The organism is Asaia siamensis, assembly GCF_014635085.1.
GTDB classification, from domain to species: domain Bacteria; phylum Pseudomonadota; class Alphaproteobacteria; order Acetobacterales; family Acetobacteraceae; genus Asaia; species Asaia siamensis.
In genome coordinates this window covers 40,558-67,382 of the sequence record NZ_BMCH01000007.1, presented here as the reverse complement: position 1 = coordinate 67,382, position 26,825 = coordinate 40,558, and the positions used below count along the sequence as shown (strand labels likewise).

At 59.2% G+C, this 26,825-nt stretch carries 25 protein-coding genes and 1 tRNA gene; 13 read left to right on the top strand and 13 right to left on the bottom strand.

Annotation, left to right across the window (positions count from 1 at the left end):
- The first annotated feature begins 10 nt into the window (after positions 1-10).
- The 5 genes from metK to IEV53_RS12455 are packed head-to-tail and all read left to right on the top strand — an operon-like array spanning position 11 to position 5,318.
- Positions 11-1,198 (top strand): methionine adenosyltransferase, encoded by a 1,188-nt coding sequence (gene metK, locus IEV53_RS12475; RefSeq protein ID WP_188427160.1) that lies wholly within the window; start codon positions 11-13, stop codon positions 1,196-1,198.
- A 9-nt stretch (positions 1,199-1,207) separates the two neighbouring features.
- On the top strand, positions 1,208-1,921 hold the full coding sequence (trmB, locus tag IEV53_RS12470) for a tRNA (guanine(46)-N(7))-methyltransferase TrmB (protein WP_188427255.1): 714 nt from the start codon (positions 1,208-1,210) through the stop codon (positions 1,919-1,921).
- Positions 1,922-1,946: 25 nt separating this feature from the next.
- A complete protein-coding gene (locus IEV53_RS12465) occupies positions 1,947-3,590 on the top strand; it encodes an electron transfer flavoprotein-ubiquinone oxidoreductase (RefSeq protein WP_188427159.1) in 1,644 nt (547 codons plus the stop codon).
- Between the two features lie 58 nt (positions 3,591-3,648).
- The gene (locus IEV53_RS12460; protein ID WP_025841041.1) at positions 3,649-4,398 is read left to right on the top strand and encodes an electron transfer flavoprotein subunit beta/FixA family protein; all 750 of its coding nucleotides are present in this window, start codon (positions 3,649-3,651) and stop codon (positions 4,396-4,398) included.
- Positions 4,399-4,400: 2 nt separating this feature from the next.
- Positions 4,401-5,318: an FAD-binding protein gene (locus IEV53_RS12455; protein ID WP_188427158.1), complete on the top strand. Its 918-nt coding sequence runs from the start codon at positions 4,401-4,403 to the stop codon at positions 5,316-5,318.
- A gap of 291 nt (positions 5,319-5,609) precedes the next feature.
- On the opposite strand, the gene IEV53_RS12450 is transcribed toward IEV53_RS12455, so the two are convergent.
- On the bottom strand, positions 5,610-7,169 hold the full coding sequence (locus tag IEV53_RS12450) for a hypothetical protein (RefSeq protein ID WP_188427157.1): 1,560 nt from the start codon (positions 7,167-7,169) through the stop codon (positions 5,610-5,612).
- A gap of 498 nt (positions 7,170-7,667) precedes the next feature.
- Here IEV53_RS12450 and IEV53_RS12445 point away from each other — a divergent pair, with 498 nt between their 5' ends.
- Positions 7,668-8,918: an allantoate amidohydrolase gene (locus IEV53_RS12445; protein ID WP_188427156.1), complete on the top strand. Its 1,251-nt coding sequence runs from the start codon at positions 7,668-7,670 to the stop codon at positions 8,916-8,918.
- A 41-nt stretch (positions 8,919-8,959) separates the two neighbouring features.
- Positions 8,960-10,087 (top strand): pyridoxal-phosphate-dependent aminotransferase family protein, encoded by a 1,128-nt coding sequence (locus IEV53_RS12440; RefSeq protein WP_188427254.1) that lies wholly within the window; start codon positions 8,960-8,962, stop codon positions 10,085-10,087.
- Positions 10,088-10,100: 13 nt separating this feature from the next.
- Here IEV53_RS12440 and IEV53_RS12435 read toward each other — a convergent pair whose 3' ends face one another.
- The 7 genes from IEV53_RS12435 to IEV53_RS12405 form a co-directional block, all read right to left on the bottom strand.
- A complete protein-coding gene (locus IEV53_RS12435; protein WP_188427155.1) occupies positions 10,101-10,553 on the bottom strand; it encodes a MarR family winged helix-turn-helix transcriptional regulator in 453 nt (150 codons plus the stop codon).
- Positions 10,550-12,082, bottom strand: coding sequence for a TolC family protein (locus tag IEV53_RS12430; RefSeq protein ID WP_188427154.1), 1,533 nt, complete (start codon positions 12,080-12,082; stop codon positions 10,550-10,552). The genes IEV53_RS12435 and IEV53_RS12430 overlap by 4 nt, the downstream gene beginning before the upstream one ends.
- 29 nt (positions 12,083-12,111) lie before the next feature.
- Positions 12,112-14,295, bottom strand: a complete 2,184-nt coding sequence (locus IEV53_RS12425) for an FUSC family protein (protein WP_188427153.1) — start codon at positions 14,293-14,295, stop codon at positions 12,112-12,114.
- A complete protein-coding gene (locus IEV53_RS12420; RefSeq protein ID WP_188427152.1) occupies positions 14,292-15,314 on the bottom strand; it encodes an efflux RND transporter periplasmic adaptor subunit in 1,023 nt (340 codons plus the stop codon). Before IEV53_RS12420 ends, IEV53_RS12425 begins: the two co-directional genes overlap by 4 nt.
- 114 nt (positions 15,315-15,428) lie before the next feature.
- The gene (locus IEV53_RS12415) at positions 15,429-15,722 is read right to left on the bottom strand and encodes a YtcA family lipoprotein (protein ID WP_188427151.1); all 294 of its coding nucleotides are present in this window, start codon (positions 15,720-15,722) and stop codon (positions 15,429-15,431) included.
- Between the two features lie 362 nt (positions 15,723-16,084).
- A tRNA-Ala gene (locus IEV53_RS12410) sits at positions 16,085-16,160 on the bottom strand.
- An 82-nt stretch (positions 16,161-16,242) separates the two neighbouring features.
- Positions 16,243-16,875, bottom strand: coding sequence for a Maf family protein (locus IEV53_RS12405; protein WP_188427150.1), 633 nt, complete (start codon positions 16,873-16,875; stop codon positions 16,243-16,245).
- Positions 16,876-17,193: 318 nt separating this feature from the next.
- Between IEV53_RS12405 and hemE the strand changes: the two genes are divergently transcribed.
- The 3 genes from hemE to hemJ are packed head-to-tail and all read left to right on the top strand — an operon-like array spanning position 17,194 to position 19,399.
- Positions 17,194-18,249: a uroporphyrinogen decarboxylase gene (gene hemE / locus IEV53_RS12400; protein WP_188427149.1), complete on the top strand. Its 1,056-nt coding sequence runs from the start codon at positions 17,194-17,196 to the stop codon at positions 18,247-18,249.
- A gap of 5 nt (positions 18,250-18,254) precedes the next feature.
- A complete protein-coding gene (locus IEV53_RS12395; protein WP_188427148.1) occupies positions 18,255-18,950 on the top strand; it encodes an HAD family hydrolase in 696 nt (231 codons plus the stop codon).
- Positions 18,947-19,399: a protoporphyrinogen oxidase HemJ gene (gene hemJ / locus IEV53_RS12390; protein ID WP_188427147.1), complete on the top strand. Its 453-nt coding sequence runs from the start codon at positions 18,947-18,949 to the stop codon at positions 19,397-19,399. The genes IEV53_RS12395 and hemJ overlap by 4 nt, the downstream gene beginning before the upstream one ends.
- A gap of 128 nt (positions 19,400-19,527) precedes the next feature.
- Here hemJ and pqqE read toward each other — a convergent pair whose 3' ends face one another.
- From pqqE to pqqA, 5 genes are all read right to left on the bottom strand, one after another.
- Positions 19,528-20,610: a pyrroloquinoline quinone biosynthesis protein PqqE gene (gene pqqE, locus IEV53_RS12385; RefSeq protein ID WP_188427146.1), complete on the bottom strand. Its 1,083-nt coding sequence runs from the start codon at positions 20,608-20,610 to the stop codon at positions 19,528-19,530.
- Positions 20,607-20,882 carry a pyrroloquinoline quinone biosynthesis peptide chaperone PqqD gene (pqqD, locus tag IEV53_RS12380; RefSeq protein WP_188427145.1) on the bottom strand — a complete coding sequence of 92 codons (276 nt, stop codon included), beginning with the start codon at positions 20,880-20,882 and terminating at the stop codon, positions 20,607-20,609. Before pqqD ends, pqqE begins: the two co-directional genes overlap by 4 nt.
- Positions 20,879-21,625, bottom strand: a complete 747-nt coding sequence (pqqC, locus tag IEV53_RS12375) for a pyrroloquinoline-quinone synthase PqqC (protein WP_188427144.1) — start codon at positions 21,623-21,625, stop codon at positions 20,879-20,881. Before pqqC ends, pqqD begins: the two co-directional genes overlap by 4 nt.
- On the bottom strand, positions 21,622-22,533 hold the full coding sequence (pqqB, locus tag IEV53_RS12370) for a pyrroloquinoline quinone biosynthesis protein PqqB (RefSeq protein WP_188427143.1): 912 nt from the start codon (positions 22,531-22,533) through the stop codon (positions 21,622-21,624). The genes pqqC and pqqB overlap by 4 nt, the downstream gene beginning before the upstream one ends.
- A 90-nt stretch (positions 22,534-22,623) precedes the next feature.
- Complete coding sequence (pqqA, locus tag IEV53_RS12365) at positions 22,624-22,704, bottom strand: pyrroloquinoline quinone precursor peptide PqqA (RefSeq protein ID WP_023978294.1); 81 nt, start codon at positions 22,702-22,704, stop codon at positions 22,624-22,626.
- 298 nt (positions 22,705-23,002) lie between these two features.
- Between pqqA and IEV53_RS12360 the strand changes: the two genes are divergently transcribed.
- The 3 genes from IEV53_RS12360 to IEV53_RS12350 all read left to right on the top strand — a co-directional run bounded on the left by IEV53_RS12360 (position 23,003) and on the right by IEV53_RS12350 (position 26,805).
- Positions 23,003-24,217: an AI-2E family transporter gene (locus IEV53_RS12360; protein WP_188427253.1), complete on the top strand. Its 1,215-nt coding sequence runs from the start codon at positions 23,003-23,005 to the stop codon at positions 24,215-24,217.
- A 358-nt stretch (positions 24,218-24,575) separates the two neighbouring features.
- On the top strand, positions 24,576-25,385 hold the full coding sequence (locus IEV53_RS12355; protein WP_188427142.1) for an SDR family oxidoreductase: 810 nt from the start codon (positions 24,576-24,578) through the stop codon (positions 25,383-25,385).
- A 274-nt stretch (positions 25,386-25,659) separates the two neighbouring features.
- On the top strand, positions 25,660-26,805 hold the full coding sequence (locus IEV53_RS12350; protein ID WP_188427141.1) for an efflux RND transporter periplasmic adaptor subunit: 1,146 nt from the start codon (positions 25,660-25,662) through the stop codon (positions 26,803-26,805).
- Positions 26,806-26,825: the final 20 nt, after the last annotated feature.

The window sequence follows — 26,825 nt, the reverse complement described above, 5'->3', positions numbered from 1 at the left end:
AGGTCCCTGAGTGCGTAACTACGGCGAATTTCTCTTCACATCGGAATCCGTTTCTGAAGGTCATCCGGACAAGGTCTCTGACCGGATTAGCGATACCGTTCTGGACGCTTATCTCGAGGCAGACCCGGAAGCCCGCGTTGCGTGCGAAACCCTCTGCACGACCAACCGCGTCGTTCTGGCCGGTGAAGTCCGTGGCCCTGCCTCGGTCACCAGCGAGCTGCTGATCGAGCGTGCGCGTCACGCCATCAAGGATATCGGTTACGATCAGGAAGGTTTCTCCTGGAAGAACGCCGAAATCACCTCGCTGCTCCACGCGCAGTCCGCCGACATCGCTGTTGGCGTCGATAGCGCTGGCGAAAAGGATGAGGGCGCAGGCGACCAGGGCATCATGTTCGGCTTCGCCACCCGCGAGACCGAGCACCTGATGCCGGCCCCGCTCTACTACGCTCAGTCGATCCTCGAGAAGGTTCGTGACTACCGCAAGAGCGGCCATGCTCTGGGCGTCGGCCTCCTGCCGGATGCCAAGAGCCAGGTCACGCTGCGCTATGTCGATGGCAAGCCTGTCGGTGCGACCTCGGTCGTGATCTCGACGCAGCATATCGAAGGCATGCGTCAGAACACCATTCGCGAAATGCTCCGCGAAGTGGTACGCGAGACCCTGCCGGAAGGCTGGATGTGCCCGGAAGAAGAATTCTACGTTAATCCGACGGGTAACTTCGTGATCGGTGGTCCCGATGGCGATGCTGGCCTGACGGGTCGCAAGATCATCGTCGACACCTATGGCGGTGCAGCCCCCCATGGCGGCGGTGCTTTCTCTGGCAAGGACCCCACCAAGGTTGACCGTTCGGCTGCCTATGCCGCGCGCTATCTGGCCAAGAACGTGGTCGCTGCCGGTCTGGCCGATCGCTGCACCATCCAGCTGAGCTACGCCATTGGCGTGTCCAAGCCGCTTTCGGTCTATGTCGACCTCGACGGCACGGGCAAGGACATCGACGAAGCCCGTCTCGGCAAGCTGCTGAACGAAATGGTCGATCTGTCGCCGCGCGGTATCCGCAAGCATCTGCGCCTCAACCGTCCGATCTATGTGCCGACCTCGGCTTACGGCCACTTTGGTCGCGTGCCTGATCCGGTGCTGGACAACTTCACCTGGGAGCAGACCGATCTGGTCAGCTCGCTGCACGGTGCCCTCAACCGCTGAGGTCCCCAACTGTCTGACACTTCTCTCAAGTCCCAACCTGAGCGGCTTTACGGCCGCCAGCGCGGGCACCCGCTGCGCGCCCGCCAGCAGCGTCTTCTCGATGAAGCGCTGCCACGGCTCCGCCTGAACCCCGAACAGGCCACAGATCCGAAAGCCGCCTTCACCGGCGCGCCGGTCGATTCAGTCTGGCTCGAAATCGGTTTTGGCGGGGGCGAGCATGCGCTCGACCAGGCGCAACGTAACCCCGATGTTGGTTACATCGCTGCTGAAGTTTTCGAAAACGGGCTCTGCTCCCTCATGTCCCGCATCGTGCCGGAAGGGGAAGAAGACAGCATCACGCCGCCGGATCATTTCCGTATCTGGCCCGATGATGCGCGTCAGCTTCTGAAATCCCTGCCCGATTGCTGCCTTGATCGCGCCTATCTGATGTTCCCCGATCCGTGGCCCAAGGCACGTCATGCCAAGCGACGTTTCATCCACCCGGAGAATATTCGCGAACTGGCCCGCCTGCTGAAGCCCGGAGCCATCTGGCGCGTTGCCAGCGATCACCCTGTCTATCAGGACTGGGTTTTCGAGATCATGGGTGCGCAGGATCTTTTCGACGCGCCCCCGCCCGCACAAGGCGAGCGCCCCGAAGGCTGGTCGCCCACACGCTATGAAGCCAAGGCCTACCGCGAAGGCCGCGTGCCGTTCTACTGGACGTTCACGCGTCGCGGTGCCTGACACCGAGACTGATCGGAACACCCGTATGAGCACGCAAATCGAACGCGAGGAAATGGAATTCGACGTGGTCATCGTCGGCGGCGGCCCTGCCGGGCTCTCCGCTGCGATCCGCCTGCGTCAGCTCATGCCTGAGGCCACGGTCTGTCTGGTTGAAAAAGGCAGCGAGATCGGCGCGCATATCGTCTCGGGTGCCGTGATCGAACCGCGCGCTCTGGCCGAGCTGTTTCCCGACTGGCAGGAACGCGGCGCACCGCTGAAAACCCCGGTGACGGAAGAGAAGGTACTTTTCCTGACCGGAAAGCGCGGCTTCTCTATCCCGTTCATCGACAAGCTCATGCCCGCCATGGCCAATCACGGCAATTATGTCGTGTCGCTGGGCGAGGTCTGCCGCTGGCTCGGGGCGCAGGCTGAAGAACTGGGCGTCGAGATCTATCCCGGCTTTGCGGCTGCCGAACCCTTTATTGAAGACGGCCGCCTGTGCGGTATCATTACAGGCGATATGGGTGTGAACCGTGAGGGTGAACAGGGGCCGAATTTCGCCCCGGGCATGATCCTGCGCGCCAGACAGACCATCCTTACCGAAGGCGTGCGCGGCTCGATCAGCCAGCGTGTGATGAAGCAGTTCAATCTGCGTCAGGGGGTCGATCCGCAGACCTATGGCCTCGGCATCAAGGAAGTCTGGGAAATTCCAGCCGAGAAGCACAAACCTGGCTTTGTGCAGCACAGCTTTGGCTGGCCCATGGATGACGGCACCTATGGCGGCGCCTGGCTCTATCATTTTGGCGAAAACCTCGTCTCCTACGGTTTCGTCACCGGGCTGGATTACAGCAATACTTGGCTCTCTCCGTTTCAGGAGATGCAGCGCCTCAAGACCCATCCTGAGTTCGCGAAGCATCTCGAAGGGGGCCGCCGCCTGATCTATGGTGCGCGAGCGCTGTCAGAAGGTGGTTTCCAGTCCCTGCCGCGCCTGTCTTTCCCGGGTGGCGTGCTGGCGGGTGATTCCGCAGGCTTCCTGAACATGCCCAAGATCAAGGGCACCCATACCGCCATGAAATCGGGCATGCTGGCCGCCGAAGCCGTGGCTGAAGCTCTCGGTCATGAGGGCCCCTGCGAGGCGACCAGCTATACACGCCGCTTCAAGAGCTCATGGCTGTTCAAGGAACTGTTCGAGGCCCGCAATGTGCGCCCTGCCTTTGCCCTTTGGGGCAACCGCCTTGGCGCGCTCTATGCCGGAATCGACAGCCTGATCTTCCGTGGGCGCGCGCCATGGACGCTGCATTTCCGTCATACGGATCATGAGGCGCTCAAGCCTGCCGATCAGTGCAAGCCCATCGCCTATCCGAAGCCCGATGGCACGCTGACCTTTGACCTGACTTCGTCCGTATTCCTGTCGGGCACCAATCATGAAGAAGATCAGCCGATCCATCTGAAGCTGCGCGACCCGTCGAAATGGCTGCCGGTCAACTGGAATATCTTCCGCTCGCCTGAAAGCCGCTATTGCCCTGCCGGTGTCTATGAGGCGCTGGAAGAGAACAGCACTATGCGCCTGCAGATCAACGCGCAGAACTGCGTGCACTGCAAGACCTGCGACATAAAGGACCCGACACAGAATATCGACTGGTGCGTGCCCGAAGGGGCAGGCGGCCCGAATTATCCGGTCGGTATGTGATTTTGATTCGCAATAGGGTATGAACCCAGTCGAGATTTCCAGGATCGGCGAGGAACAGATGAAGATAGTGGTCCCGGTCAAGCGGGTGGTTGATTACAACATCAAGCCCCGCGTGAAGGCCGATAACAGCGGCGTCGACACGCAGGGCGTGAAGATGTCAATGAATCCCTTCGATGAAATTGCTGTCGAGGAGGCCGTCCGCCTTCGCGAAAAAGGCGCTGCCTCTGAAATCGTGGTTGTGACCATCGGCGTGGCAGAAGCCCAGCCGGTGCTGCGCACCGCCATGGCCATGGGCGCCGATCGTGGCATCCTGGTGCAGACCGATGCCGATCTCGAACCGCTGGCTGTTGCCAAGCTGCTCAAGGTGATCATCGACCGCGAAAACCCCGGTCTGGTCGTCATGGGCAAGCAGGCCATCGACGACGACATGAATGCGACAGGCCAGATTCTGGCAGCACGCCTTAACTGGCCGCAGGGCACCTTTGCCAGCTCGGTTGCTGTTGAAGATGGCCGCATCACCGTGGTGCGCGAGGCCGATGGCGGTCTCGAGACCGTGCGTCTGGCCCTGCCTGCCGTTGTCACGACCGATCTGCGTCTCAACGAGCCGCGCTACGCCACCATGCCGAACATCATGAAGGCAAAGAAGAAGCCGCTCGAAACCATTGCTGCCGATACGCTGGGCGTGGATATCGCGCCGCGCCTCGAAGTCGTGAGTGTGGTCGAACCGCCGGTGCGTCAGGCAGGCATCAAGGTGTCGAGCGTTGCCGAACTGGTCGGCAAGCTGCGTGACGAAGCAAAGGTGATCTGAGCATGACTACTCTGGTTCTGATCGAAGCCGAAGGCGCCGCCATCAAGAAGGCCAGCCTTTCCGCTGTTGCTGCCGCCCGCGCTTTCGGCGCTGTCGATGTCCTGCTGATTGGCGCCCATGGGGCTCAGGAAGCGGCAAGGATCGAGGGGGTCACCCGCGTTCTTCATGCTGACTCCACCCCGCATCTGGCCGAGAGCATTGCAGCGCTGATCGCCGATCGCGCTTCGGACTACGATCATATCGTTTCCGCCGCGACCGCCTATGGCAAGAACGTACTGCCTCGCGTGGCCGGTCTGCTTGATGTCCAGCCGATCACCGAAGTGGTCGAGATCATCGACGCCAATACGTTTGTGCGTCCGATCTATGCCGGTAGTGCCCTGTCGACGGTGCGCTCGCGCGACGCCATCAAGGTGCTGACGGTGCGTAACGCCAATTTCGATGCTGCCAGCCTCAGCGATGCGGCGCCTGCTCCTGTCGAGGCGATCTCGGCAGCTGTCGAGGTGCCTGATGCCGAGTATGTCGGCATCGAGCTGACCCATTCCGATCGTCCCGAACTGGAATCCGCCCGCGTGGTGATTTCGGGTGGGCGCGGTCTGAAGGACGCCGCCAACTTCAAGCTGCTCGAACCCGTCGCTGACAAGCTCGGTGCCGCTATCGGTGCGTCGCGCGCTGCTGTCGATGCCGGATTTGCTCCGAACGAAATGCAGGTCGGCCAGACCGGCAAGATCGTGGCTCCGGAACTCTATATCGCCGTCGGTCTGTCGGGTGCCATCCAGCATCTGGCTGGCATGAAAGACAGCCGCGTGATCGTAGCCGTCAACATGGACCCCGAAGCCCCGATCTTCAGCGTGGCCGATTATGGTCTTGTTGGCGATCTCTTCGAGGTGCTGCCTCAACTCAAGGCCGAACTCGGCGCCTGAGTCAGGCCCCTGTCTGGTCAATGATCATCGGATCATGACCAGACAGGGCGCCGTCATAACACGCAAGGCCAAGGGTTAAGCACCCACAACGCCTTTCCCTTGTCACGTCCGGCACGCAAGCCGCGGCATCATGACGAAGCCCTTCATTGGCAAACATCAACGCTTCGTACGCTTACGCTCGGAGCTTTTAGTACCATCCACATGGCTCTCCTCTAAAGCGCGCGCCCTCCTCTGACAGATCATGGTTTAGTTGCGTCTGCAGACAGCACCTACCTCTGACAAGAAACGAGGTTACTCAAAACAGGCTCTAAGCCGGTCAACGATACGTTCCGCAGCGCCGGTTTCGAATGGCAAGAGAATATCCTTCACCTTCTCGCGCTCAGATTTTTTGCAATCCTGCCCGTCTTTCGTGATTTCTCCCAGAAGATGTCGGGTCTCTTCGACGTTTCGTACAATATAACACGCGCTTTCGATGATTTTTCCAACCTTGTTGAATGGCGCGTGGTCAGGGTTTTCCATGAAAATGAGGGGCTTTTCGGGAAACAGCATATACTCTGAAAGAAAGCTAATGCCATCGGTAAGCATGATATCGGAAGCAAGCATTAGAGAGCCATAGTCAGAATCCTCAACAATAGTAGCGTTCTCCTGACCATTCCATTCATCCAAAAAAATCTTCAGTTGCTCACCTGTCATGAGGCCAGTTCCCGTTAGCAGCGCAAACAATGCAGGGTGCGGCTTCAGAACGATCTCGATATCTTGGTCGCTCTTAACCCAAGCGAGCATATCATTGTATACTGATGGAAAAATTCCAAATGATAACCAGTCATTCTTAATACTGTGATGTGGCGCCCATATAATGCGAGCCTTATTTTTTTCTTCTAATTTAGGAAAAGGCCACTTTGGATTATTCTTACATCCAAGAAGTTTCTCCAGTTTTGGATGACCTGTTGCAACAAAATGATCACCACCACGACAATTTTTCTCTGTCATTATTTCACGAGTGATATCCGACTCGCAAAAAACTAGGCGGCAGGCGCGATGTAAATCTTGATCTGCCTGAAAATCACGCTCATTTGGGTCTGGCGTAAATCTCTCAACAATATTGTATCCAAAATAAGGAATATAAAATAGATTAGAAAAATCTAATTTATTAACATGAAATTCCGGAGGAATATCATAATCCCATGGTGATTGTCTGAAAATTCCGTCTGGTGAAATAAATTTAAGTAGTCGCAAATTTTCGTCATGATCTGGGCCACCAAATCTTATATGGGGAATCCCTTTATTCAAGAGTGCCAGATGGGTTTCCGGCTCATGTCCGAATTTGTCCTCGCCCGGGAATCTCCGATTAATAGTAATGACTACGGCATCAAAATCCGGCGCCTCCATGAGATGCTGATAGACATCTGAAAGACTATCCCAAGTTGCTATATTATGTACGAGAAATACGATCTTTCTGACCGATCCGTGTCTCTTCCCCGACCGGACACCAACGCCCAAAGTGTCGTTCATCTGCGTCATCAGGGCTTTGACTGAGTCAACACTTGTCCTTACCTCTGCAAGGTAATCTTTTTTTTCCTGATTTTCTACGAGAATATAAGAAGAGGGATTATCACCATCAAGAGATTTTCCAATAAAAATAGAGACATTGTCGTGTTCTATCCTATTATTAAAAAGGATATATAATACATCCTCACGATAGAATTTTAGGCAATTATACTCAAAAAGCCATTTATTTCCTGCTTTATGATCGATCCCGTCTATCTTATGATCGTCAGTCAGACGAACGACGGAAGACAATAGATTTCCCGATAGATTATACAGAGAAAAGCATCGATTTGAGAATTTCATATTTTTTCCTTAATTATGGCTAAAACATATAATTTACAATATATTATGTAAGTATATATTTTTCATAACACCCCAATTCCGTGCCTTATTTTCAACTTTCTTTCTAAGAGACGCTTTTTTTATGACAAATCTGTGGCATATGCGCTAGGAGCGTGCCTGTCATACCGGACTCGTTGTATTTGCACATTTATTTCAATCATCTCAAAGCATCGTCATGAAAACGCAGATTATGACATGGATGTCTCTATAGACTCGGTTTTTTTGTAATTAAATATTATATTATATTTCCACATGCATGCCTTTTTTAAACACCAATTAATCTTGTAGATCATAGGCTATCAGTCGCCGATCAATCCTGAGTCGGAAGGCATCGCTTACGCTCTGCGTGGAGCCACGTTTCAACGCAACGCCTGAGACAGATCGAATGCCGGACCTAGTTTTTTCCGTGGTCTCAGCTTTCGATTGTCTTTCGCCTCGCCTTGAGACATTCTTGTATACATGATCGCGACGTCAAAAATTCAAGCTGGTGGCGCACGGGCCAAGGCCCGTTGCGACGAACTCGGAACAGTTCCCTACAGCGACCAGGCTGACGGGTTGTTCCGTCCCTATCTGGGTCCTGCTCACAAGGCGACGCTCGGGCGTCTGGCCCAGTGGATGGATGAGGCCGGCATGAGTGTCGAGACCGATGCGGTTGGCAATATCATCGGCCATTATGCAGGAACGACACCGGATGCGCCGGTTCTGCTCCTGGGCTCGCATGTCGACAGCGTACGCGATGGCGGGCGTTATGACGGCATGCTGGGTGTCATGCTCGGCATCGAGGCTGTCGCGCATTTCAGTCGCTCCGGGCAGCGCTTCCCTTTCGCTCTCGAAGTAATCGGGTTTGGAGATGAGGAAGGCTCACGCTTTTCCACCTATATGATGGGGTCGCGTTCGGCTGCGGGTCTTGCCCAGACAATTGATGAGGGCGTCACTGATCGCGAGGGGATTACCCTGCGCCAGGCCCTCGCGGATTGGGGTCTTTCGTCCATACGTTTCAGGACGGCCAAGCGAGAGAACGTGCTGGCCTATATCGAGGCGCATATTGAGCAGGCACCGCATCTCGAACGGGCTGGTCTGCCCGTCGGTCTGGTGCGCGGCATCGCCTCCCAGTATCGCTACCGCGTTACAATAAAAGGGCAGGCTGCCCATGCAGGCACAGCCATGCACGAACGCCGCGATGCCCTCGCAGCGGCGGCCGAAGCCATAACGGCAATCGAGTCCATAGGCGCGGCTGGCCCTGACGATCTGGTCACGACAGTGGGCTTTCTGACCGTCGAAAACGGCGCCCCGAATGTCGTGCCGGGTCACGTGGTCATGACTGTCGATATCCGCGCGGTCACACCGGGCCTGCGCGAGGAAGCTGCAAGGCAGGTTCTGGAAACGCTGGAAGCGATCAGCCGCAGGCGCGGTGTCGCGCTCGAGTGCGAACAGGTGCAGGATCTGCAGGGTGCCCTGTGCAATGAGACCCTGAACGCGACCCTGCGCGAGGCCATCATCGAGGCAACGGGCCATGTCCCGCCGGTCTTGCTGAGTCAGGCAGGCCATGATGCCATGATCATGGCCCATCTGGCACCCATGACCATGCTGTTCATCCGCTGCGAAGGCGGTATCAGCCATAATCCGGCGGAAGCCGTCGAAAGTGACGATGTCGAGGCCGCGCATCGCACGCTGGTCAGTTTCATCAAGCGAGTTGGAGAAGAACGGTGAGCAACTTCTACGGTGAGATCGATCCCCCCCAGCGCCTGCTGATGGGGCCGGGACCCATCAATGTGCACCCCCGCGTGTTGCGGGCGATGGGTGCTGACATGCTCGGCCAGTTCGACCCCGAGATGACGGAATACATGAACCAGACGATGGACCTCTATCGTCAGGTCTTCATGACCCAAAACCGCTGGACCTTTCTGATCGACGGCTCTGCCCGTGCCGGTATCGAGGCCGCCCTGACCTCGCTCATCGAGCCGGGTGCAAAAGTGCTGCTCATTCGCTCCGGCCGCTTCGGTATGCTACTCGGCGAAATCGCCGAGCGTCTTGGTGCCGATATCGCCACGATCGATCTAGAATGGGGACAGGTCGCGACACTGGCCCAGATCGAGGCAGCTCTCGCCGAACATCGCCCCGCTGTCTTCGCCGCCATACATGGCGACACCTCGACGACCACGGCCCAGCCGCTTGAAGGGGTCGGGGCGCTGTGCCGCAAATATGACGCACTGTCCTATGTCGATGCTACGGCAACGCTGGGCGGTATGCCGGTGCGCACCGATGAATGGGAAATCGATGTCATTTCCGCCGGCCTTCAGAAATGCATGGGCGGCCCGCCGGGTAGCGCGCCCATCACCATTTCGGACAGGGCCGCAGAGTTCATCTTCTCAAGACGCAAGGTTGAGAGCGGCATCCGCCGGGATGATATCAGTGACGGCACTCGCCCGTTCATCCGCTCGAATTATTTCGATCTGGCGATGGTGATGGATTACTGGTCAGAAAAGCGCCTGAACCATCACACCGAAGCTACGTCGATGCTCTATGCAGCACGCGAATGCGCCCGTCTGGCTCTGGAAGAAGGGCTCGAGAACCGCTTCGCCCGCCATGTCGCGGCTGGCAAGGCGATGGCCGAAGGGCTGCGTGGCCTCGGTCTCACGCTTTACGGGCAGGACGCCTATCGCATGAGCAATGTGACCGGCGTGTATATTCCTGAAGGCGTCAATGGCGAGCGCGTGCGCGCCCGTATGCGCGACGAATACCAGATCGAGATCGGCACGGCTTTCGGCCCGCTTGTCGGCAAGATCTGGCGTCTGGGCGCCATGGGCTACAACGCCGAACTACACAAAGTGCGTCTGACCCTGGCCGCGCTCAAGGCCGTGCTCGAAAGCGAGGCCTGAGCCACGCAGAAGATCAGAGGGAGGTTTCGACCGACTGGATCTCGTCGTGGATCGCCCTCAATACGCGACGCGTGGCAGCAAGATCTTCTTCTGCCACGCCGGCAATCGCCCGCATTTCGATCGCGCGTGAAAGCCGCATCACCTCCCGAAGACGAACATCACCCGCCTCGGTCAGGTTGACGAAAAAAGCCCGTCGATCCGTTTCATCGGGCGTGCGTGTCACAAAGCCCTTTTCCTCGAGTGTGCGCAGTATCCGCACCATCGAGGATTTATCGAGCAGAAGCGCATCGGCAATTTCCTTGGGGTGCAGCGGCCTGCCATGGCGTTGCAACTCCAGCAGAGGCTGCCAGGTGGCGTCCGTCAGATCGTGGGGCCTGAGCCCTGCATCCAGAATCTGTCGCCAGCGCCGTGCGATCAGCGCCATCATGCGCCCAAGTGTAGGCGTTTCGTCAGCAAGCAGGCTCATGGCGCCGCCACCGACAGATCATCGGGCATGTTGTTGGCCAGATCGAGCTGACCCGTGGCATGGGCCAGCGCCGCAGCCTTTGTGAAAGCCTGAGCGATGCTCACGGCGAGCGACGCCTGCGCCTCGAACAGGGCAGCCGCAGCCGTGGAAGCGTCCGTCATCGTGCCGACACCATGGGCATAGGCCTGGCTCGCCCCTTCATTGGCGGTCTGCGCGGCATCATTGAGAACCTGCGCCGATTTGACCTGAGCCAGAGCGGTTTCGAGCGCATCCTGACTATCAGCCACCTGACGCTCGACGCTCAGCCTGTCCTTGAGCAGGGTGGCTTCGGCTGCCTCGCGCCGGGATTCCGCCATGTGAATGGCATTGGCCCGCAATCCGCCCTGATAGATCGGCCAGCTGACCTGAAGAAATGCCCCGGCCTCAGGCTGGGCAATGGCAGAAGCCGGAGCAGAACGCCCCGTGCCATAGGTCTTGAGCGCACCCAGATAGCCTGACATCGTGCCGACGAACGATATCTGCGGACGCAGCGCTGCCTTCGACGCCAGCACCGCCTCGTCTGACGCACGCAGTTTGGCGATATCGGCCAGAAGATCGGGACGCGAAGCCAGGGCCTGGTTGACGAGCTGCCTGATCTGCTCTGGCGAGCTATGCGGCAAGTCGCGCGCCGGCACGGGCTCGATGGCCAGGGCAAGCGTCGCGGGCAGACCCGTCACCTCAAGCAGGGCATGGCGCGCCCCGTGTTCGGCATCAACGGCCTTGTCGAGATCAAAACGTGCCTGGGCCAGATTGCGCTGGGACGTGGCAACATCGATGATCGTCGCCTCGCCATGATCGTGGCGCGACTGTGCCGCCCGCAACAGCAGCGCCATGTTATCAACCGCATGATGCGAGGCCGCGACAATGGCCTGCGCGGCCTGTTGCTGGTGATAGGCGCTGATCACGTCAAGAATCAGCTCCTGATGCACAGCCGAAAAACCGAAATTGGCCGCCAGGGTCTGGAATTTTGCCTCTCTGATCTGTGCCCGCGTGCGCCCGAAATCGAGCAGCAGATAATCGAGTTCCAGCTTGGGGAAAGCCGCTGCCCCGTTCGACGTCAGATAACCGCGGCTCGACAGGTAATTGGGCAGAGGCAGAGCCATGCGCTGAAACCCGCCCATGGCCGAAAAGGTCAGTTGCGGCAGCATGGCCGCACGCGACATGCCAACACCGATGGCGGCCTGTCTGGCTGACTCCCAGGCAATGCGTGTGCGAGGGTTGTTGCGCTCGGCAAGATCGATCAGCTGGGGCAGGCTGAGTGCCCGGTCCGATACGTCAGGCAGAGCCGTGGCAGCACGACCCGCAACGATCTGCCCCACGCCTGCCTCACCCGTTACGGCAGGATGGCGTATATCGGGAGGCAGAACGAGGCCGGTGCTGGTGGTCGGGTGCCAGGCATGATCAGCGGTCTGAGGGGCAAGGTCTCGTGTGTCGTTACAGCCTGCCAGCAGCGCTGCCGCAACGATGAGAGAAAGGGCCGGTCGGGTCATCGGGAAAATCCGGGTAACAGGGCGGGACATCAGGCAGCGCCTTCCTGTCCGCAAGCATCGGGGTCGTAAGTCTGCAGGATCTGGCGGGCGCGTTCGTCGAGCAGGCCGAACCAGACCATGCGCTGGGCGTCATCCTCGATCACGGGAACGGCTGGCAAGCGGGTCTGCAGCGCAAGCCCGTCACGGCCGTCATGGAGCCATTGTGCCAGCTCGTTGAACCACGCGCGCATCGTCGAGACATAATCACGCGCCGCCTCATCCGGCTCACGCCGCACATCGGAAATGACGGCAACAGGGATCGCCAGCATCTGGATATCGGTCACCAGAGGCAGAGTGATATCAGGCATGGCGCCCCCGCCCTTGAGGCGTTCTTCCTCAAAAGGCGCGTTGCGCAGGGCCATGCGGGTAGCCGCTACCGCACGACCGAATTTCTCACGTTCGATCTCCTGGCTGATATCCACTGCGGCATCGGGGTTCTTGCGACGCAGCACAATCAGGTCGCCAAGCTGTCTGACAGCACCGGCAAGATGCTTGCGGGCCACATTGGTTGCACTGACCGGCCAGAGCGCAGCTGCCATGAGATAAACGACGACATTGCCTATAATGATGCCCACCACGCGATTACGCGCTGTCTCCATATCGAGCGTCGGGCCGTATCCCTGCAGGATCGTCATGAAATAGGCCATGGCAATCTGCACCCCGGCATAGGAGATGCGCTCGCTGCCGCTTTTGATCCAGCCCGCGAAAGCCGCCACCGGAAGAACAACGAGGATGAGATCGACGCAATCGGTCAGGGACGGCATGAAAAGAAGGATCGTGCCAATACCGCAAACCGCCCCGATCATGGCCCCGACCACGCGCAGCAGCATCTTGTGCACACTGTCACCGACCGTGCCGAGTGAGACCAGAAAGCAGGTGACCACGCAGGTCTGGATACCCGGCCATGACGTGAAGCGGGTGATGGCGTAACAGATGACAACACTAAGGGCGATCCGTATGGCAGAACGCGGATAGGCCGGGTTTCTAAAAGCATCCGGCTTAAAAAAGCCCTGCGCGGCAGCCTTGATTTCAGGGGCAAAGCTCGGCGCGGTCGTTTCAGGACGCATCAGAAGCCCGTGGATGATCGTCAGGCTGCGAATGAACTCGATAGCGAGCGGATAGAGCCTGGGATCATCGCGAAATCCGGCTGCGAGTGTCTCGAGTTCGGCCTGATCGAAATCGATCGCAGGCACGCGCTCGCGCCCGTGTTTGTAGACATGGCCACATTGCGCGACGATCTGCCCGATACGCTGCAGGAAATGTCTGCCTTCCTCCCGGCCAAGCTGGCTCCAGGCCAGCACGATCATGACCAGACGCGCCGCGTTGCGGATCATCGCAAGGCCGACATGGTGGCGCGACATTTCGGGGTGAATCTTCGTGCTCAGATCATGAAACTGCCTGAGCTGCGCCACGCCCTGCTCCGCCAGTCCCTTGATCGCCCCGATTTCCTGTGTCTGGGGCATGGCACCCGTTTCGCACGCACGCGACACAGCCTCGAAACGTCTGGCAAGACCATCACGCAGCATGGTGAGCGGGTCATGCCCGGCAAGGCGATTGACGATGGCGATGATCGCGAGCGCGATAATGAAGACTGCCCCGACCCAGAGCAGCGTGTGCAGCATGGCCTCTTCGGGCGGCATGAAAGCCGCATCGGGCACGGCGCTGTCTGTCGTGTTGCCAATGAACCCGTCGAGTGAGTAGCCGACCGTCTCGAGCATATCCGCGCTCATGGACATATAGACGATCCAGAACAGCAGGATATTGGCCAGAGACCCCATGGTCATGGCCTCTGACAGAAAGCCCGCTGCCAGAGTCAGCAGCAGCATGAGAGGCAATCTGAGCCCCGGTTCGGAGAGGCTCGCCATCATCAGCAGGATGGTCAGTGCCGTTCCCGCCACAATGACCGCGCCCCCCATAATCGCGGTGCTCGTATTCGAGGCGGCGTCATTTCCCGAGAGAAAGAAGCAGATGAAGACCAGAACCGGCAGATCGGGCACACGAAACGTCTCGCCGATCAGGATCGTCACGATCACCTGAACCACCAGCAGCACCGTATTACGGGTGCGCCCGGGGGTGGTCGCCATCTCCTTTTTCAGAAACGAGAAGGTCGATGGCGTATCATGCGCCTTGTGAGGGCGCACGGCCCCAGCCATATCCTGCCGGACAGAAGTCATCGCATGACAACCACAACAACCGTCGCACCGATGCGCATCAGATCGCTCGGCGGATTATCGAGCCTGATCCTGACGGGAAAACGCTGGGCGATGCGCACCCAGTTCAGGGTGCGCGGCACCTTGGGCAGGCCACCCGCACTGGTGCCTTCATCAGGAACGACACCGGCATTCAGGCTTTCCAGTGTGCCGGTAATCGGCTTTCCGGGCTGAGCCATGGCATAGACCTTGACCTTCTGCCCCGGAACCAGCCCGACGAGCTGGGTTTCGCGAAAATTCGCGATGGCCCACCAGATCTCGCTATCGACAAGCGTGAAGACAGGCTTGCCCGTCGTGGCGTATTCACCTGCGCTGATATTGAGATCGGTCACGACACCATCGCAGGGCGCTCTGACGGTCGTCAGACGCAGATCGCGCTTTGCCTCACGCAGCTGGGCCTGTGCCGCAGCCAGATCGGCACGAAGAGGGGCGACACTGCGCACGGCCTGATGCGCGGCTACGGCAGACTGAAGCGCCTGTTGCAGCGAAGCCTCCGCACTGCGTGTCTCCGTTCTGGCCTGATCGAGCGCTTCACGCGTAACGAAGCCCTGGCCCGCCAGTGGGGTAAGACGGTTCTGGGTGGCCTGGGCAAGAGCCAGACGGGCACGGGCACTCTGCACGGCGCTGGCTTCAGCCCCTGCATGAGAGATCTGCGAACTGACCTGGCTGGTCTGTACATCGATCTGCGCCTGCAGCCCGTCGACCTGAGCCTGGGCCTGTTGCAGACGGTAGGTATAGGGCTCCGGGTCGATCACATAGAGCAGTTGCCCGCGCCGGACCTTCTCATTGTCATGTACTGCCAGGGTGACAATGCGCCCGCTGACCTCGGGGGCCAGATGCACGATATTGGCCGCTATATAGGCATCTTCGGTTCTCGGGCGATCATGCAGCCGACCCAGAACCATGAAGCCGGTAATGACACAGGCGGCGAGAGAAAGAATCAGGAGCGCGATGCCCCCGATGCGGGAGGGGAGAGAACTCATGAAAACACCGCCTGAAACCGCTCCGCGACCGGCACAAGCCGGCCGATCGGAAAGAGACATTCGCGTGATGCGGGAATGACAGGGGCGTCCGACCCTGAAAAACCGGACGTCATCTCAGTGACCGAAAAAGATCAGCCACACCACGAACGTGATGGTGACCATGAAGGCGAGATAGGTCAGCATCGGCGCAGGCACGGCTTGCTGCAGATTGAAGACGCCCAGAACCGCGCGCAAAAACGCGGCAGCGACTGCCCCTAGCGTGGCGCAGAGCATCCAGGAAGGGAAGAAAGAGCCAAGCACATCCTGCAACGGCGCCCGTGTACACCCACTGAGTGCGATGGCGGGCAGGGGGATAAGGCGCCACAGCGCAAAAGGCCCCCGAAAAGAAGTGGAACGCAAAAGGGTCATGGCTCTGTCATCTGGTTTCGTTTCCTGAATGCAGGGACAGAACACGAATATGGTTTGCATATCAACCATTTTATCGTGAAAGCCCTTAGCCAGAGCAAGGGAGCAAACCGATGCCAGGGCTCAAGGCGATCTGACGTTTTTCGAAGAGCCTGTCTTTTCTCGACAACCGGAGGTGAGCCGGGCTGCACGATCTCCTGACGCCTGTGATTGAAAAGGCGGAATCAGGGCCCGCGATGACAGGGAAGGACAGGGATGATCAGTCGGCTCAGATCGGAAAACCGGCGTTTTTAAAAGGCCAGACGCACAGAAGCCGCGAGCTCAGGCTCGTCGCAGTGCAGTATGATCTGATTTTCTGAGGATGATGGTGGAGCCAATCGGAATCGAACCGACGACCTCCTGAATGCCATTCAGGCGCTCTCCCAACTGAGCTATGGCCCCGCCGTATCAAAACCGGCCCCTTGGGTCAGGCCAGTGGCGCGGGTATAGCGGGGGGCTTATCCTCTGACAAGCCCCTAATACACTATTTTTTCGCCACCCCGTATTCACGCAGTACAGCAAGCAGGGGCAGGCGAGGCAGACCCAATATGGCATCATGGTCGCCATCGATCGTCTCGAAAAGCTGTACTCCCATCCCTTCGAGTCTGTAGGCCCCCACACAGGACAAAAGGGCATCTCCCTCGCTTGCTATATAGGTGTCGAGAAACGCTTCGCTGAAGTCACGGAAGGTCAGTTTCGGGCTCGCCAGATGCTCCCAGAGCTTCTGGCGGTTTCTGTAAAGCACCAGCGCCGTCTGAAGATGATGCGTACGCCCCCTGAGATGACGTAGCTGCTCCCGCGCCTGATCGAGTGATTCCGGCTTGTCGAAACCGACGCCATCGCACTCCAGAATCTGGTCTGCCGCGATAACAAAATCGGCGCTCATAAAATCGGTTTTCCTGAAAAACCCTAGAGCTTTGGCATCAGCGAGCGCCAGAGCGATAGCGCCATGAGACCGTTTTTCAGCCCTCATCCTGTCTCTGATCACAGCCTCATCAATCCCTACGGGACAGGACATGACCTCAAGACCCGCATCCCGTAGCAAACCAAGCCGCGTCGTCGATCCGCTGGCGAGAAACAGGCGGGCTGTGCCCGGATTCGCATATGCCGACTCCATAAGGCGTCTCCTTCTATGAGGGGGGTGAATGAGTACCGTCAGTACTGGGGTACATGGGGATTGTACGAGGCATCGAGAGCCGATGTACCGAGTACCGTGGATTGTACTTTTTCTGGCGGTACCGGTGGGTTGTACACAGCCCTTCTGTGGGTATTTCGGGATAACTTACGCAAATGCTTCAAACCAAAGGCTTTATCGTTTGTACACAGTGTTGGTAAGTCGGGGTACGTTTTCGGAAAGATGGGTACCCCGTCATCCACAGGGATCAACCTATCCGACAGGATATCTTTCTTTTTTCTTTTATGATTATTGGTCGGTATGGATAGCGAAATCTCACCTCAGCCGAGCCCTGCAAAACCGCTCCTGCGTGTCCTCCAGGGAGAGGCGGTCTGGCCCCCTCCGATCTGGCTGATGCGTCAGGCCGGTCGCTATCTGCCCGAGTTTCGGGCCGAACGGGCCAAGGCCGATTTCCTGACGCGCTGTACCACCCCCGACATCGCCGCAGAGCTGACCCTTCAGCCGATCCGCCGCTATGCCATGGATGGCGCCATTCTGTTCTCCGACATTCTGGTCCTGCCCTGGGCCATGGGTCAGGATCTGAAATTCATCGAAGGCCGCGGTCCGGTCATGGAGCCGATCCGCAATCGCGCTGCTCTGGAGGCGCTGTCTCCGTCACGCGTAGCCGAAATCGTTGCGCCGATCCAGGAAACGTTGCGGATTCTGGCTCGTGAGCTTCCGCAGCCCACGACACTTCTCGGCTTTGCTGGCAGCCCCTTCACGGTTTCCTGCTACATGGTCGATGGCGGCAGCTCACGCGAGTTCGGCGTGACACGCGCCATGGCCCTGCAGGACCCTGCCCTGTATGGCGATCTCATCGACCTGCTGACACAGGCCACTACCGACATGCTGATTGGCCAGATCGATGCGGGCGCCGAAGCCGTCATGCTGTTCGACAGCTGGGCCGGTCTGTTGCCTCCGTCGCAGTTCCGCCAGCATGTGATCGCCCCGACACGGCGTATCGTGCAGGGTATTCGCACCGCTCGACCCGGCGTGAAGATCATCGGCTTCCCTCGTCTCGCCGGTCTGATGGCGATCGAATATGCCCGTGAAACAGGCGTGGATGCCCTGGCTTGCGACACCTCCGTCGATATGGCCCAGATGGCCGCGCTCTGCCCCGACACACTGGCACTGCAAGGCAATCTCGACCCGATCATTCTCAAGAATGGCGGGCAGGCTCTGATCGTTGAGGCGCATACGATCAGAAACGCCCTCAAGGGCCGTCCGCATGTGTTCAATCTCGGCCATGGCGTGATGCCCGAGACCCCGCCGGAGCATGTCGGGGCCCTGGTTAATGCCGTGCGTGATATCGGCTGAGAGCCATGGCCCATGCCCTGTCTCCCTCGGGTGCATTGCGCCTTGTGATCTTCGATTGCGACGGCGTGCTGATCGACAGCGAAGGGCCGTCCTGCCGCCTCGTGGCGCGTGTGGCCCGCGAGCATGGCATTGACCTCAGCGATGAAGAATCGCTCGAGCGTTTCGCAGGCAAGGCGCTGGCTCAGGTCAAACGCGAGCTTGAAGTCGAAACAGGGCATGATCTCGGTGCTGATTATGTCGCGATCATGCAGGACAAGCTGGTCGAACTGATGCGTGACGAGGCGGTGCCCATAGATGGTGCTGCAGCCATGCTGGAAGGCGTTGCCGCACTTGGTCTTCCCTTCCGGGTCGGCTCGAACTCCTCCTGGCCGGAAATGGAAGTGAAATTCGATCGTGTCGGTTTCTCTTCTCTCTTTCCGCGTCATCGGGTCCATTCGGCTCGCGACATGATGCGCCCCAAACCGGATCCTTATGTCTTCCTTCATGCCGCATCAGAGGAAAACACCGACCCGTCATACTGCGTGGTGATTGAGGATTCCGATACCGGCGTTCAGGCTGCACATGATGCGGGTATGGCCTGTATCCTGCTCAGGGCCGAAGGACCGTCTCCCGCCCATGACTGGCCCGGATTGAAGCGCATTGCCCATCTGGACGAGCTCGTGCCCGTTCTTGCCGGTGTGTTGAAGGAGCAAGCAAGATGAGTGCCCTCATGCCCTGGTTTCCCTGGCTCAAAGTGCTGCACATCCTGGCTTTCACCTCCTGGATGGCGGGTAATTTCTATCTGCCTCGCCTTTTCGTCTATCATTCGCAGGTTGCCCCCGGCACCGATGAAAGCGCCCGCTTCCAGATCATGGAACGCCGCCTTCTGCGTGCGATCATGACGCCTGCCATGATCGTCACGCTTCTTTCGGGTGGGCTCCTCGCCTCTCTTCCCGGCCTGATCGACTGGTCTGCGCCCTGGTGGTGGATCAAGCTTACTACCGTGTTGCTGCTTTGCGGCTTTCACGGTTTCTGCGCCCGCTGGCGTCGCGAGTTCGCTGCCGATCAGCGCCTGCATCAGGAGCGCTTCTATCGTATTGCCAATGAGGTGCCGACGCTTCTGATGGTCGTGATTGTCATCATGATCGTGGCACGACCATTTTCGGGGTGACCGGTTTTCAGGGCTCTGCCCTGGACCCGCGAAGGGGCGAGCCCCTTCGATCCCCGCTTTGAATCAAATCCGGTTTCCAAAGGACGACTGTCCTTTGGCGGGGAACGGGGCAGAGCCCCGTCTGCCCTTCAGATCGCTCTGAACCGTCGATAAAGAAACTCGCCATCGTGACCGGCAGTGGCGGCTTCCATGACCAGTGCATGCTGGTTCGAGCGGGCGCAGACAGGATCGGTTGCTGAAGCGTCACCGGTCAGGGCGAGGGCCTGACAGCGACAGCCGCCCCAGTCCACCTCCTTGAGGCTGCAGCTGCGGCAGGGTTCGGGCATCCAGTCCGTGCCGCGAAACAGGTTGAACAGCGGAGAATCCTGCCAGATCGCACCGAGGGATTCCGTGGTAACGCTGGGGAAGACCACATTGGGAATGGTCTCGGCGGCATGACAGGGCAGCACCTTGCCGGACGGGGTGATGTTGACGAAACGCTGGCCCCATCCGCCCATGCAGGGCTTGGGCTGGTCGGCATGGTAGTCAGGAGTGACATAGTCGATGGCGAGGCTGTTACCGAAGCGGGCGCGTGCCTTCACCACGGCTTCGGTCGAGGCTTCGAGCTGCGCGGCTGAGGGCATCAGCAGATCGCGGTTCTTCAGGCCCCATCCATAATACTGGGTATGGGCAATCTCGACGCGGCCCGCACCGAGCTCATGGGCGAGATCCAGCATCTCGGGCACACGCGCGACGTTTTCGCGATGCACAACGAAATTGAGGGTGAGAGGAATGCCACGTGCCTTGATCAGACGCGCTGCATTCAGTTTCTTTTCCTGAGCGCCGCGCAGCCCACCGATGCGCTCGGCCCCTGCCTCATCGACATCCTGAAACGAGAGCTGGATATGATCGAGCCCTGCCGTATCAAGGGCTTCGAGCGTGACGTCGTTGATGAGCACACCCGAGGTGATGAGATTGGTATAGAGGTTGAGCTTGCTGGCATGGCGCACGAGTTCGGGCAGATCATGGCGCGCCATGGGCTCGCCGCCGGAGAAATGAACCTGCAGCACACCCAGAGAAGCCGCCTCATCGAGCACGCGCAGCCAGTCCGCCGTTTCCATCTCCGCAGCCCGGCGATCGAGGGCGAGGGGGTTGGAGCAATAGGGGCAGGCAAGCGGGCAGCGATGGGTCAGCTCGGCCAGCAGGCTCATGGGGGGCGGCGCAAAACTCATGCGCTCAGCACTTTCTGCTCGATGAGCGAAGTGAGCAAGGTCTGCACATCGCCTGCGATTGTTTCACGTGGCGCCTGATAGGTTTCGGCCAGCGTATCGATCAGGACGCTGAGCGGTCGGGCGCCATCGACAAGCTGCAGAATGGCAGCGGCGATCGGATCGGCAATGAAGGCTTTCTCGGGCGCCTGGATAAGCCAGACGTCGCGCACGCGGTCATGCTGAAGGCGATGACCGCGGGTAAATTTCAGAATGCTGTCTTCGGAGACGCTCACGCGCTGAAAGCCTCTGGGGTATGAGCCCCGGCAAAGGCACCGGGAGCGGGATGGCCTTCCATATACACATGCTCAAGGGCATCGAGCATCGTCCAGAGCACATTGCATTTGAAGATCAGCGCATCGATGACCTCTTTCTGCTGCTCGGCCGTGCGGGCGTGTTCCTTCACATAGGCCAGAGCAAAGTCGGAATCGCGCGGTGCCTGTGTGAGACGCGGGGCGAAATAGGCCAAGGTCTCTTCCGAGATGAAGTCGTAATGGCGCAGCATGCCCGAAACGCGCTCGCTGATGATTGTCGGCGAGAAGAGTTCGGTCAGTGACGAGGCAATGGCTGCCAGCACGGATCGGTCACGCACATAATGCACATAGGCCTCAACGGCGAAGCCCGTTGCAGGCAGCATGCCCTGCAGGCTCTCGACATAGCTGCGCGACAGGCCGAGACCATCAGTCAGTTTCAGCCAGCGCGCAATGCCACCCGTGCCCGGCTCGTTGCCATCGTGATCCTCAAGGCGACGGCGCCATTCGCGGCGCAGCTCTGCCGTGGGCAGTCGGGCAAGAAGGGTCGCATCCTTCACGGGAATGGATGCCTGATAATAATAGCGGTTCAGCGCCCAGGCCTGAACCTGTGTGCGGCTGAGCTTGCCATCATGAAGGGCGCGATGAAACGCGTGGCGGTTGTGATAGCGCTCGGCGCCGATTTCACGCAGGCGGGCTTCAAGGGCGTCGGGGGTAAGAACCGTCATGATGATGCTCCCAATGTCAAGCGCAGACCATCTTCTCCGATGGTCCAGCCTGCTTCTTCTGCCGTCCGGCGTTCCGGAGAATCCGGAATGAGGACAGGGTTTGAGTTATTGATGTGAATGAAAACGCGATGCGCCGGTGCGTCATGCAGCGTGGCGATGATGCCTTCGGGGCCGGACATGGAGATATGGCCCATGCGCAGCCCCGTCTTGGGGCTGAGTCCGGCGAGGATCATCTCGTCATCGCGCCAGAGCGTACCTTCCATGAACAGGGCATCGGACTGACGGATGCGGGCGCGTATCTCCGGGGTGAGATCTGCACAGGCTGGCAGGAAGATCAGGCGGTGTTTGCCGTCCGTTATCTCGAGCCCGATCGTCTCGCCCTTCTGGCTGGGCAGATGCTCGGCATAAAGCGGCGCCTTGCCGGGAACGTCGAAGGCACTCACGGTCAGGCCGGACAATGTGCCATCCTTGTTGGGCAGGGCAACTGGCGTGGTGTCATCGAGAATGAGACGCGGGACGATCTCGCGGTTGACCGCCTCGAAAATCGGGTTGGCATCGAGCTGGGCGTGTGTCGCCTGCGTGGCATAGAGCCGGAAAGGCTCACGCTCGCGCAGGGTCAGCAGACCGGTGATGGAATCGATTTCGCCATTGGTCAGAATGACGCCCTGTATCGGGGTCGAGCGCAGCCCGGTCTGGGCCTGTAATTCAGGGGTTGCCAGAATCTGCGCGCGCAGATCGGGTGAGGCGTTGAGCACAAACCAGTTCCGGCCATCGCTGCTGACGGCAAGGGATGCCTGGCTGCGGGATGGAATTCGGCCTTCGCGAGCAGCGCGGCAGGCGGGGGCGTTCGAATTCCACTGGGGAAAGCCACCCCCCGCGCCGCTGCCGAGAACAATGATATCGAGCATGGTCGGGGTCAGTCAGTCTGTCATCGGCCAGAAACGACAACAGCCGCACGAGGGGTGCGGCTGTTGCGTGTAAGCGATCAGATGAAGAACTTACTTCTTCTGGCCGCAGACATAGGAGTTGATTTCGGCGCCGAGCGGAATTTCGGTAACCTTCGGGGTGTTCCAGGCCATGACGATATCCTTTTTTGAAAATCATAGTCGTGTGCTGAGACAGCATTACGATAGAACCCGAAAATGGGTTGCAAGCCAATGTGATTCAACCCAATAAAATGTAACGTGCATCACGTTGATGGCAACGTTTGTGATCCCGGGCGTTTGATTGGCGTTCACGACGGCGCCCAGTTCGCGCTGCAACCCGCCTCTCAGGAAAGAACCGCCCGCCATGTCAGACCCGTCTCTGACTTCGGACACGCCCATGCCTGATGCCGGGCAGAGCGAAACACTCACGCGCGAAAAGGCGTCCCGTGTCATGCCCGAGCCAGCTGTGCCCGGCGCGGATGAGAACGAAGCCTATCAGGCGGGTCTGATCCGAAAGGCGATGCTGCGTCATAGCCTGACCCTGCGCGATGTCGGCATTCTCATCCTCTCGCTGCTCGCCGTGTTCTACACGCTGTATTTTGCCGCTGATATCGTTCTGCCTTTCGTGTTTGCGATCGTGGTCAATCTGCTCATGATCGGCCCGATGCGGTTTCTGCATGGCCGGCTGCGTATTCCCAAGCCCATCGCGGCCCTGATGCTGATCATTGCGATGTTCCTGCTCGTGGTCGGTATCGGCACGGCCATCTCGGTGCCGGCGGCGGCATGGCTCACCAAGGTGCCGCAAAGCCTGCCGGCGCTTCAACAGAAGCTGGCTTTCCTACAGGGGCCGATCGATTCCCTGCAGCGGGGCTATCTGCGTGTCGTGGCTCTCATGTCGAGTGGCGGGCATCATCATGTTAGCGCCGCCAGCGCGGCCGCCTCGTCAGCTTCCAATGGTGCAGAGACGCTGCGTGTCTGGGGCTCTTCCTTCCTGATCGGCACACGTGCCTTCATGGGAGAGTTCTTCACCATGCTGCTGATGCTGTTCTTCCTGATGACCGAAGGCGACAGCCTGCTGCGCCGCATCGTCGAGATCATGCCGACCTATTCGGACAAGCGACGCATCGTGCAGATCACGACGCAGATCGAGCGCAATGTGTCGCTCTATCTTGCGACCATCACCATCATGAACATTCTCGTGGGCGCGCTGAATCTCCTGCAATGCTGGCTGACGGGCATGCCCAACCCGCTGCTCTGGGGGGTTCTGGCGTTTCTGCTCAACTACGTGCCGATCATCGGGCCGCTGACCGGGGTGGTGGTCTATTTCTGTGTGGCGCTCATCAGCTTCCCGTCTTTCCTGATGTCGCTTCTGCCTCCTTCCATCTATCTCTGCATCCATATCCTCGAGGGTGAGACCATCACCCCCATGCTGCTGGCCAAGCGCTTCACCCTGAACCCGGTGCTGGTGATGGCCTCGTTGCTGTTCTGGGACTGGATGTGGGGTATTGGCGGGGCCTTTCTCTCGGTGCCCATGCTCGCCGTGTTCAAGATCTTCTGCGATCACATCGAGGCCCTGACCCCGATCGGTCATGTGCTTGGTGGCCCCGTCAGACCGCGCTCATTGCGCACATTAGGCCCCGAGGTGAGCACTGAGGCAGCGCCCTAGCCTCCAGGCGCTCGCTTTTGGGAGGGGCGTCGCATCCTTTCTGGTGGCTTTCAGACCGGGGCGGATCGAGGCGACATATCCGGCGCTCATGCGAGCGCACACCTGTTCCTGGCCGGAAATGCTGTCGCCTATGCATGTCAGGTTTCATGAATGACGGGCATAAGGACATGTGCCAGACGCGCCCTAATGAAGGGCGTCACGACCGCCTATGATCCTTCGCGAAAGGCTTCCTGAGGCACGCGCGAAAACGGCAATGCTCTCCGCCATCGAGAAGAGACGGCATCAGGTCTCCGGTCTCGATGATCGCGTGTCCCAGGCGTGATGGGCCGGACACTCAAGCCAGCGGACTGGAAAAAACATGAAAGATGTCACCGTCGTTGTCGGTTCAGGATCGATCGGTCAGGCGATTGCGCGCCGCATCAGCAGCGGTCGCCATGTCGTGCTCGCCGATCTGCATCGCGACAAGGCCGAGCAAGCCGCGGGTATTCTCGAATTGGCAGGTTTCGAGACAAGCGTTGTCACGGTCGATGTTTCAGACAGAGAGTCTGTCCGTTCTCTCATCGAGGCGGCGGAAAAGATCGGCCCGCTTCTTTCCCTCGTTCAGGCAGCTGGTGTGTCACCGTCACAGGCTCCGGTGGAGACAATTCTCAAGGTGGATCTCTACGGGACGGCAATGTTGCTCGAAGAGTTCGGGCAACGTGTGGCCAGAGGCGGGTCGGGTATCGTGATCTCCTCGCAATCCGGCCATCGTATGCCTGCGCTCACTGCAGAGCAGGACAGGCAACTGGCGACGAACCCCGCCGATACCCTTCTGGCCCTGCCTTTCGTTCATGAGATCGATGACACGCTGCTTGCCTATCAGATGTCAAAGCGCTGCAATTCGCTGCGCGTCAGGGGCGAGGCGATGCGCTGGGGAGCACGAGGAGCCCGGATCAACGCAATCAGCCCGGGGATCATCATCACGCCGCTGGCTTATGACGAGCTGAATGGAGAGCGGGCGGCATTCTATCGCGCAATGCTCTCAAGCGCCCCTGCGGGCCGCGCCGGAACACCTGACGAGGTGGCGGCTCTTGCTGCGCTGATCAGTGGTGCTGAGGGCGGCTACATCACCGGCAGCGACTTCCTGATCGATGGTGGGGCAACCGCCCGGTTTTTCTACGGTCAATAACGGAGAGTCTGTGTGCGTGGGGTGCCAGAGCAGGCCATCCCGGCAGGTCTGTCCGGCCACGGGGCCCGGCTCGAATTCAACGTAAAATGATTTCGGTTTCGCGCATGACATGAAATTATCATGCGCGTTTCGAGACCATAGCCTATTAGAACACGGGTCTGAGGCCGGACGCCGCTTGGCGAAGCAGGATTGAACGGCTATCAACTGCAACAAATTGTTTCAATACCCCCTGAGCCGAGGTTTCCATGCGCTCCCTTGACGGCCTTGCCTGACCATGCAGGCACCTCTTATCCGCCGCCTAGGTCTGGCAGCGCTCATAGCCATCGTTCTTCTCGGGGTCGTTATCACGATCGTTCATGAGCATGGTGGTTCTCATCCAGGTCGTCCTCTGGCGCAGCTGACCCGTGAAAACGGTGTGGTGATCGTCGCTGATGACTCACCCCTCATGAAACGTCTGCATGTCGAGCCGGTCAAAGCGAGCGTGCTTGCGCACGGGCTGCGTGTGCCTGGCATGGTGTCGGCCGAGCCCCGGCGCAGCTTCAACATCCTGACACCCGTGACCGGCCATGTGATCAGGACCGATCTTCAGCCGGGTCAGATGGTGCATCAGGGCGATGTCCTGGCCGTGCTGGCCTCTGGCGATCTCGATCAGGCCTATGCCGATCTGATGAAGGCCCAAGCCCAGCAGACCTACGAGGAACGTGTGGTCAAGCGTGCACAGGATGTGCTTGCCGTTGGCGGCAATGCCCGCAAGGATCTGGACTCCGCCCTCAACGATCTGGCTCAGGCAAAGGCCGAGAGCCAGCGCGCTGCCCGTCGTCTTGAAACCCTGAACAGTCGCACGGATCAGGATGGCGAGGGGCTTGTGCGCCTCGTGGCTCCGGTAGACGGGCTGATTGCCAGCACGACGCTCGCCCAGGGGGTGAATGTCACGGATGCAACGGCAGTGCAGGCGGTTCTGCTGGACCTTTCCCAGGTGCAGATCGACGCCGAAATCCCAGAGGATTCAGTTGGTATCGTTTCACTGGGCCAGCAGATGAGCGCGCAGATCAGCGCCCTGCCGGGCAGGCATTGCGCGGCTCCCATCCAGTCGATCGAGCCGGCCTTGCACAGCGATACGAGACGCGTGATCGCTCATATCCTTTGCGACAATCCCGATGGGATGCTGCGCCCGAACATGTTTGCCGATATCGAGATTGCGGTGAAGCAGCCCGAGATGGTGATCATCCCCAAGACGGCGCTTCTGATGAACAATGACCGTCTGACCGTTTTTGTTCAGGACGGCGCCCCGATGCATTTCCGCCGTCGTGCCGTGACGGTGAGCTATGACGAGGGGGACTCGGTGCGTGTTCTCTCAGGGTTGCAGGCGGGAGAGACGATCGTCACCCGTGGTGCCATCCTTCTCAATGATCATGACTGATTTGTCAGCGCCGCAGATGA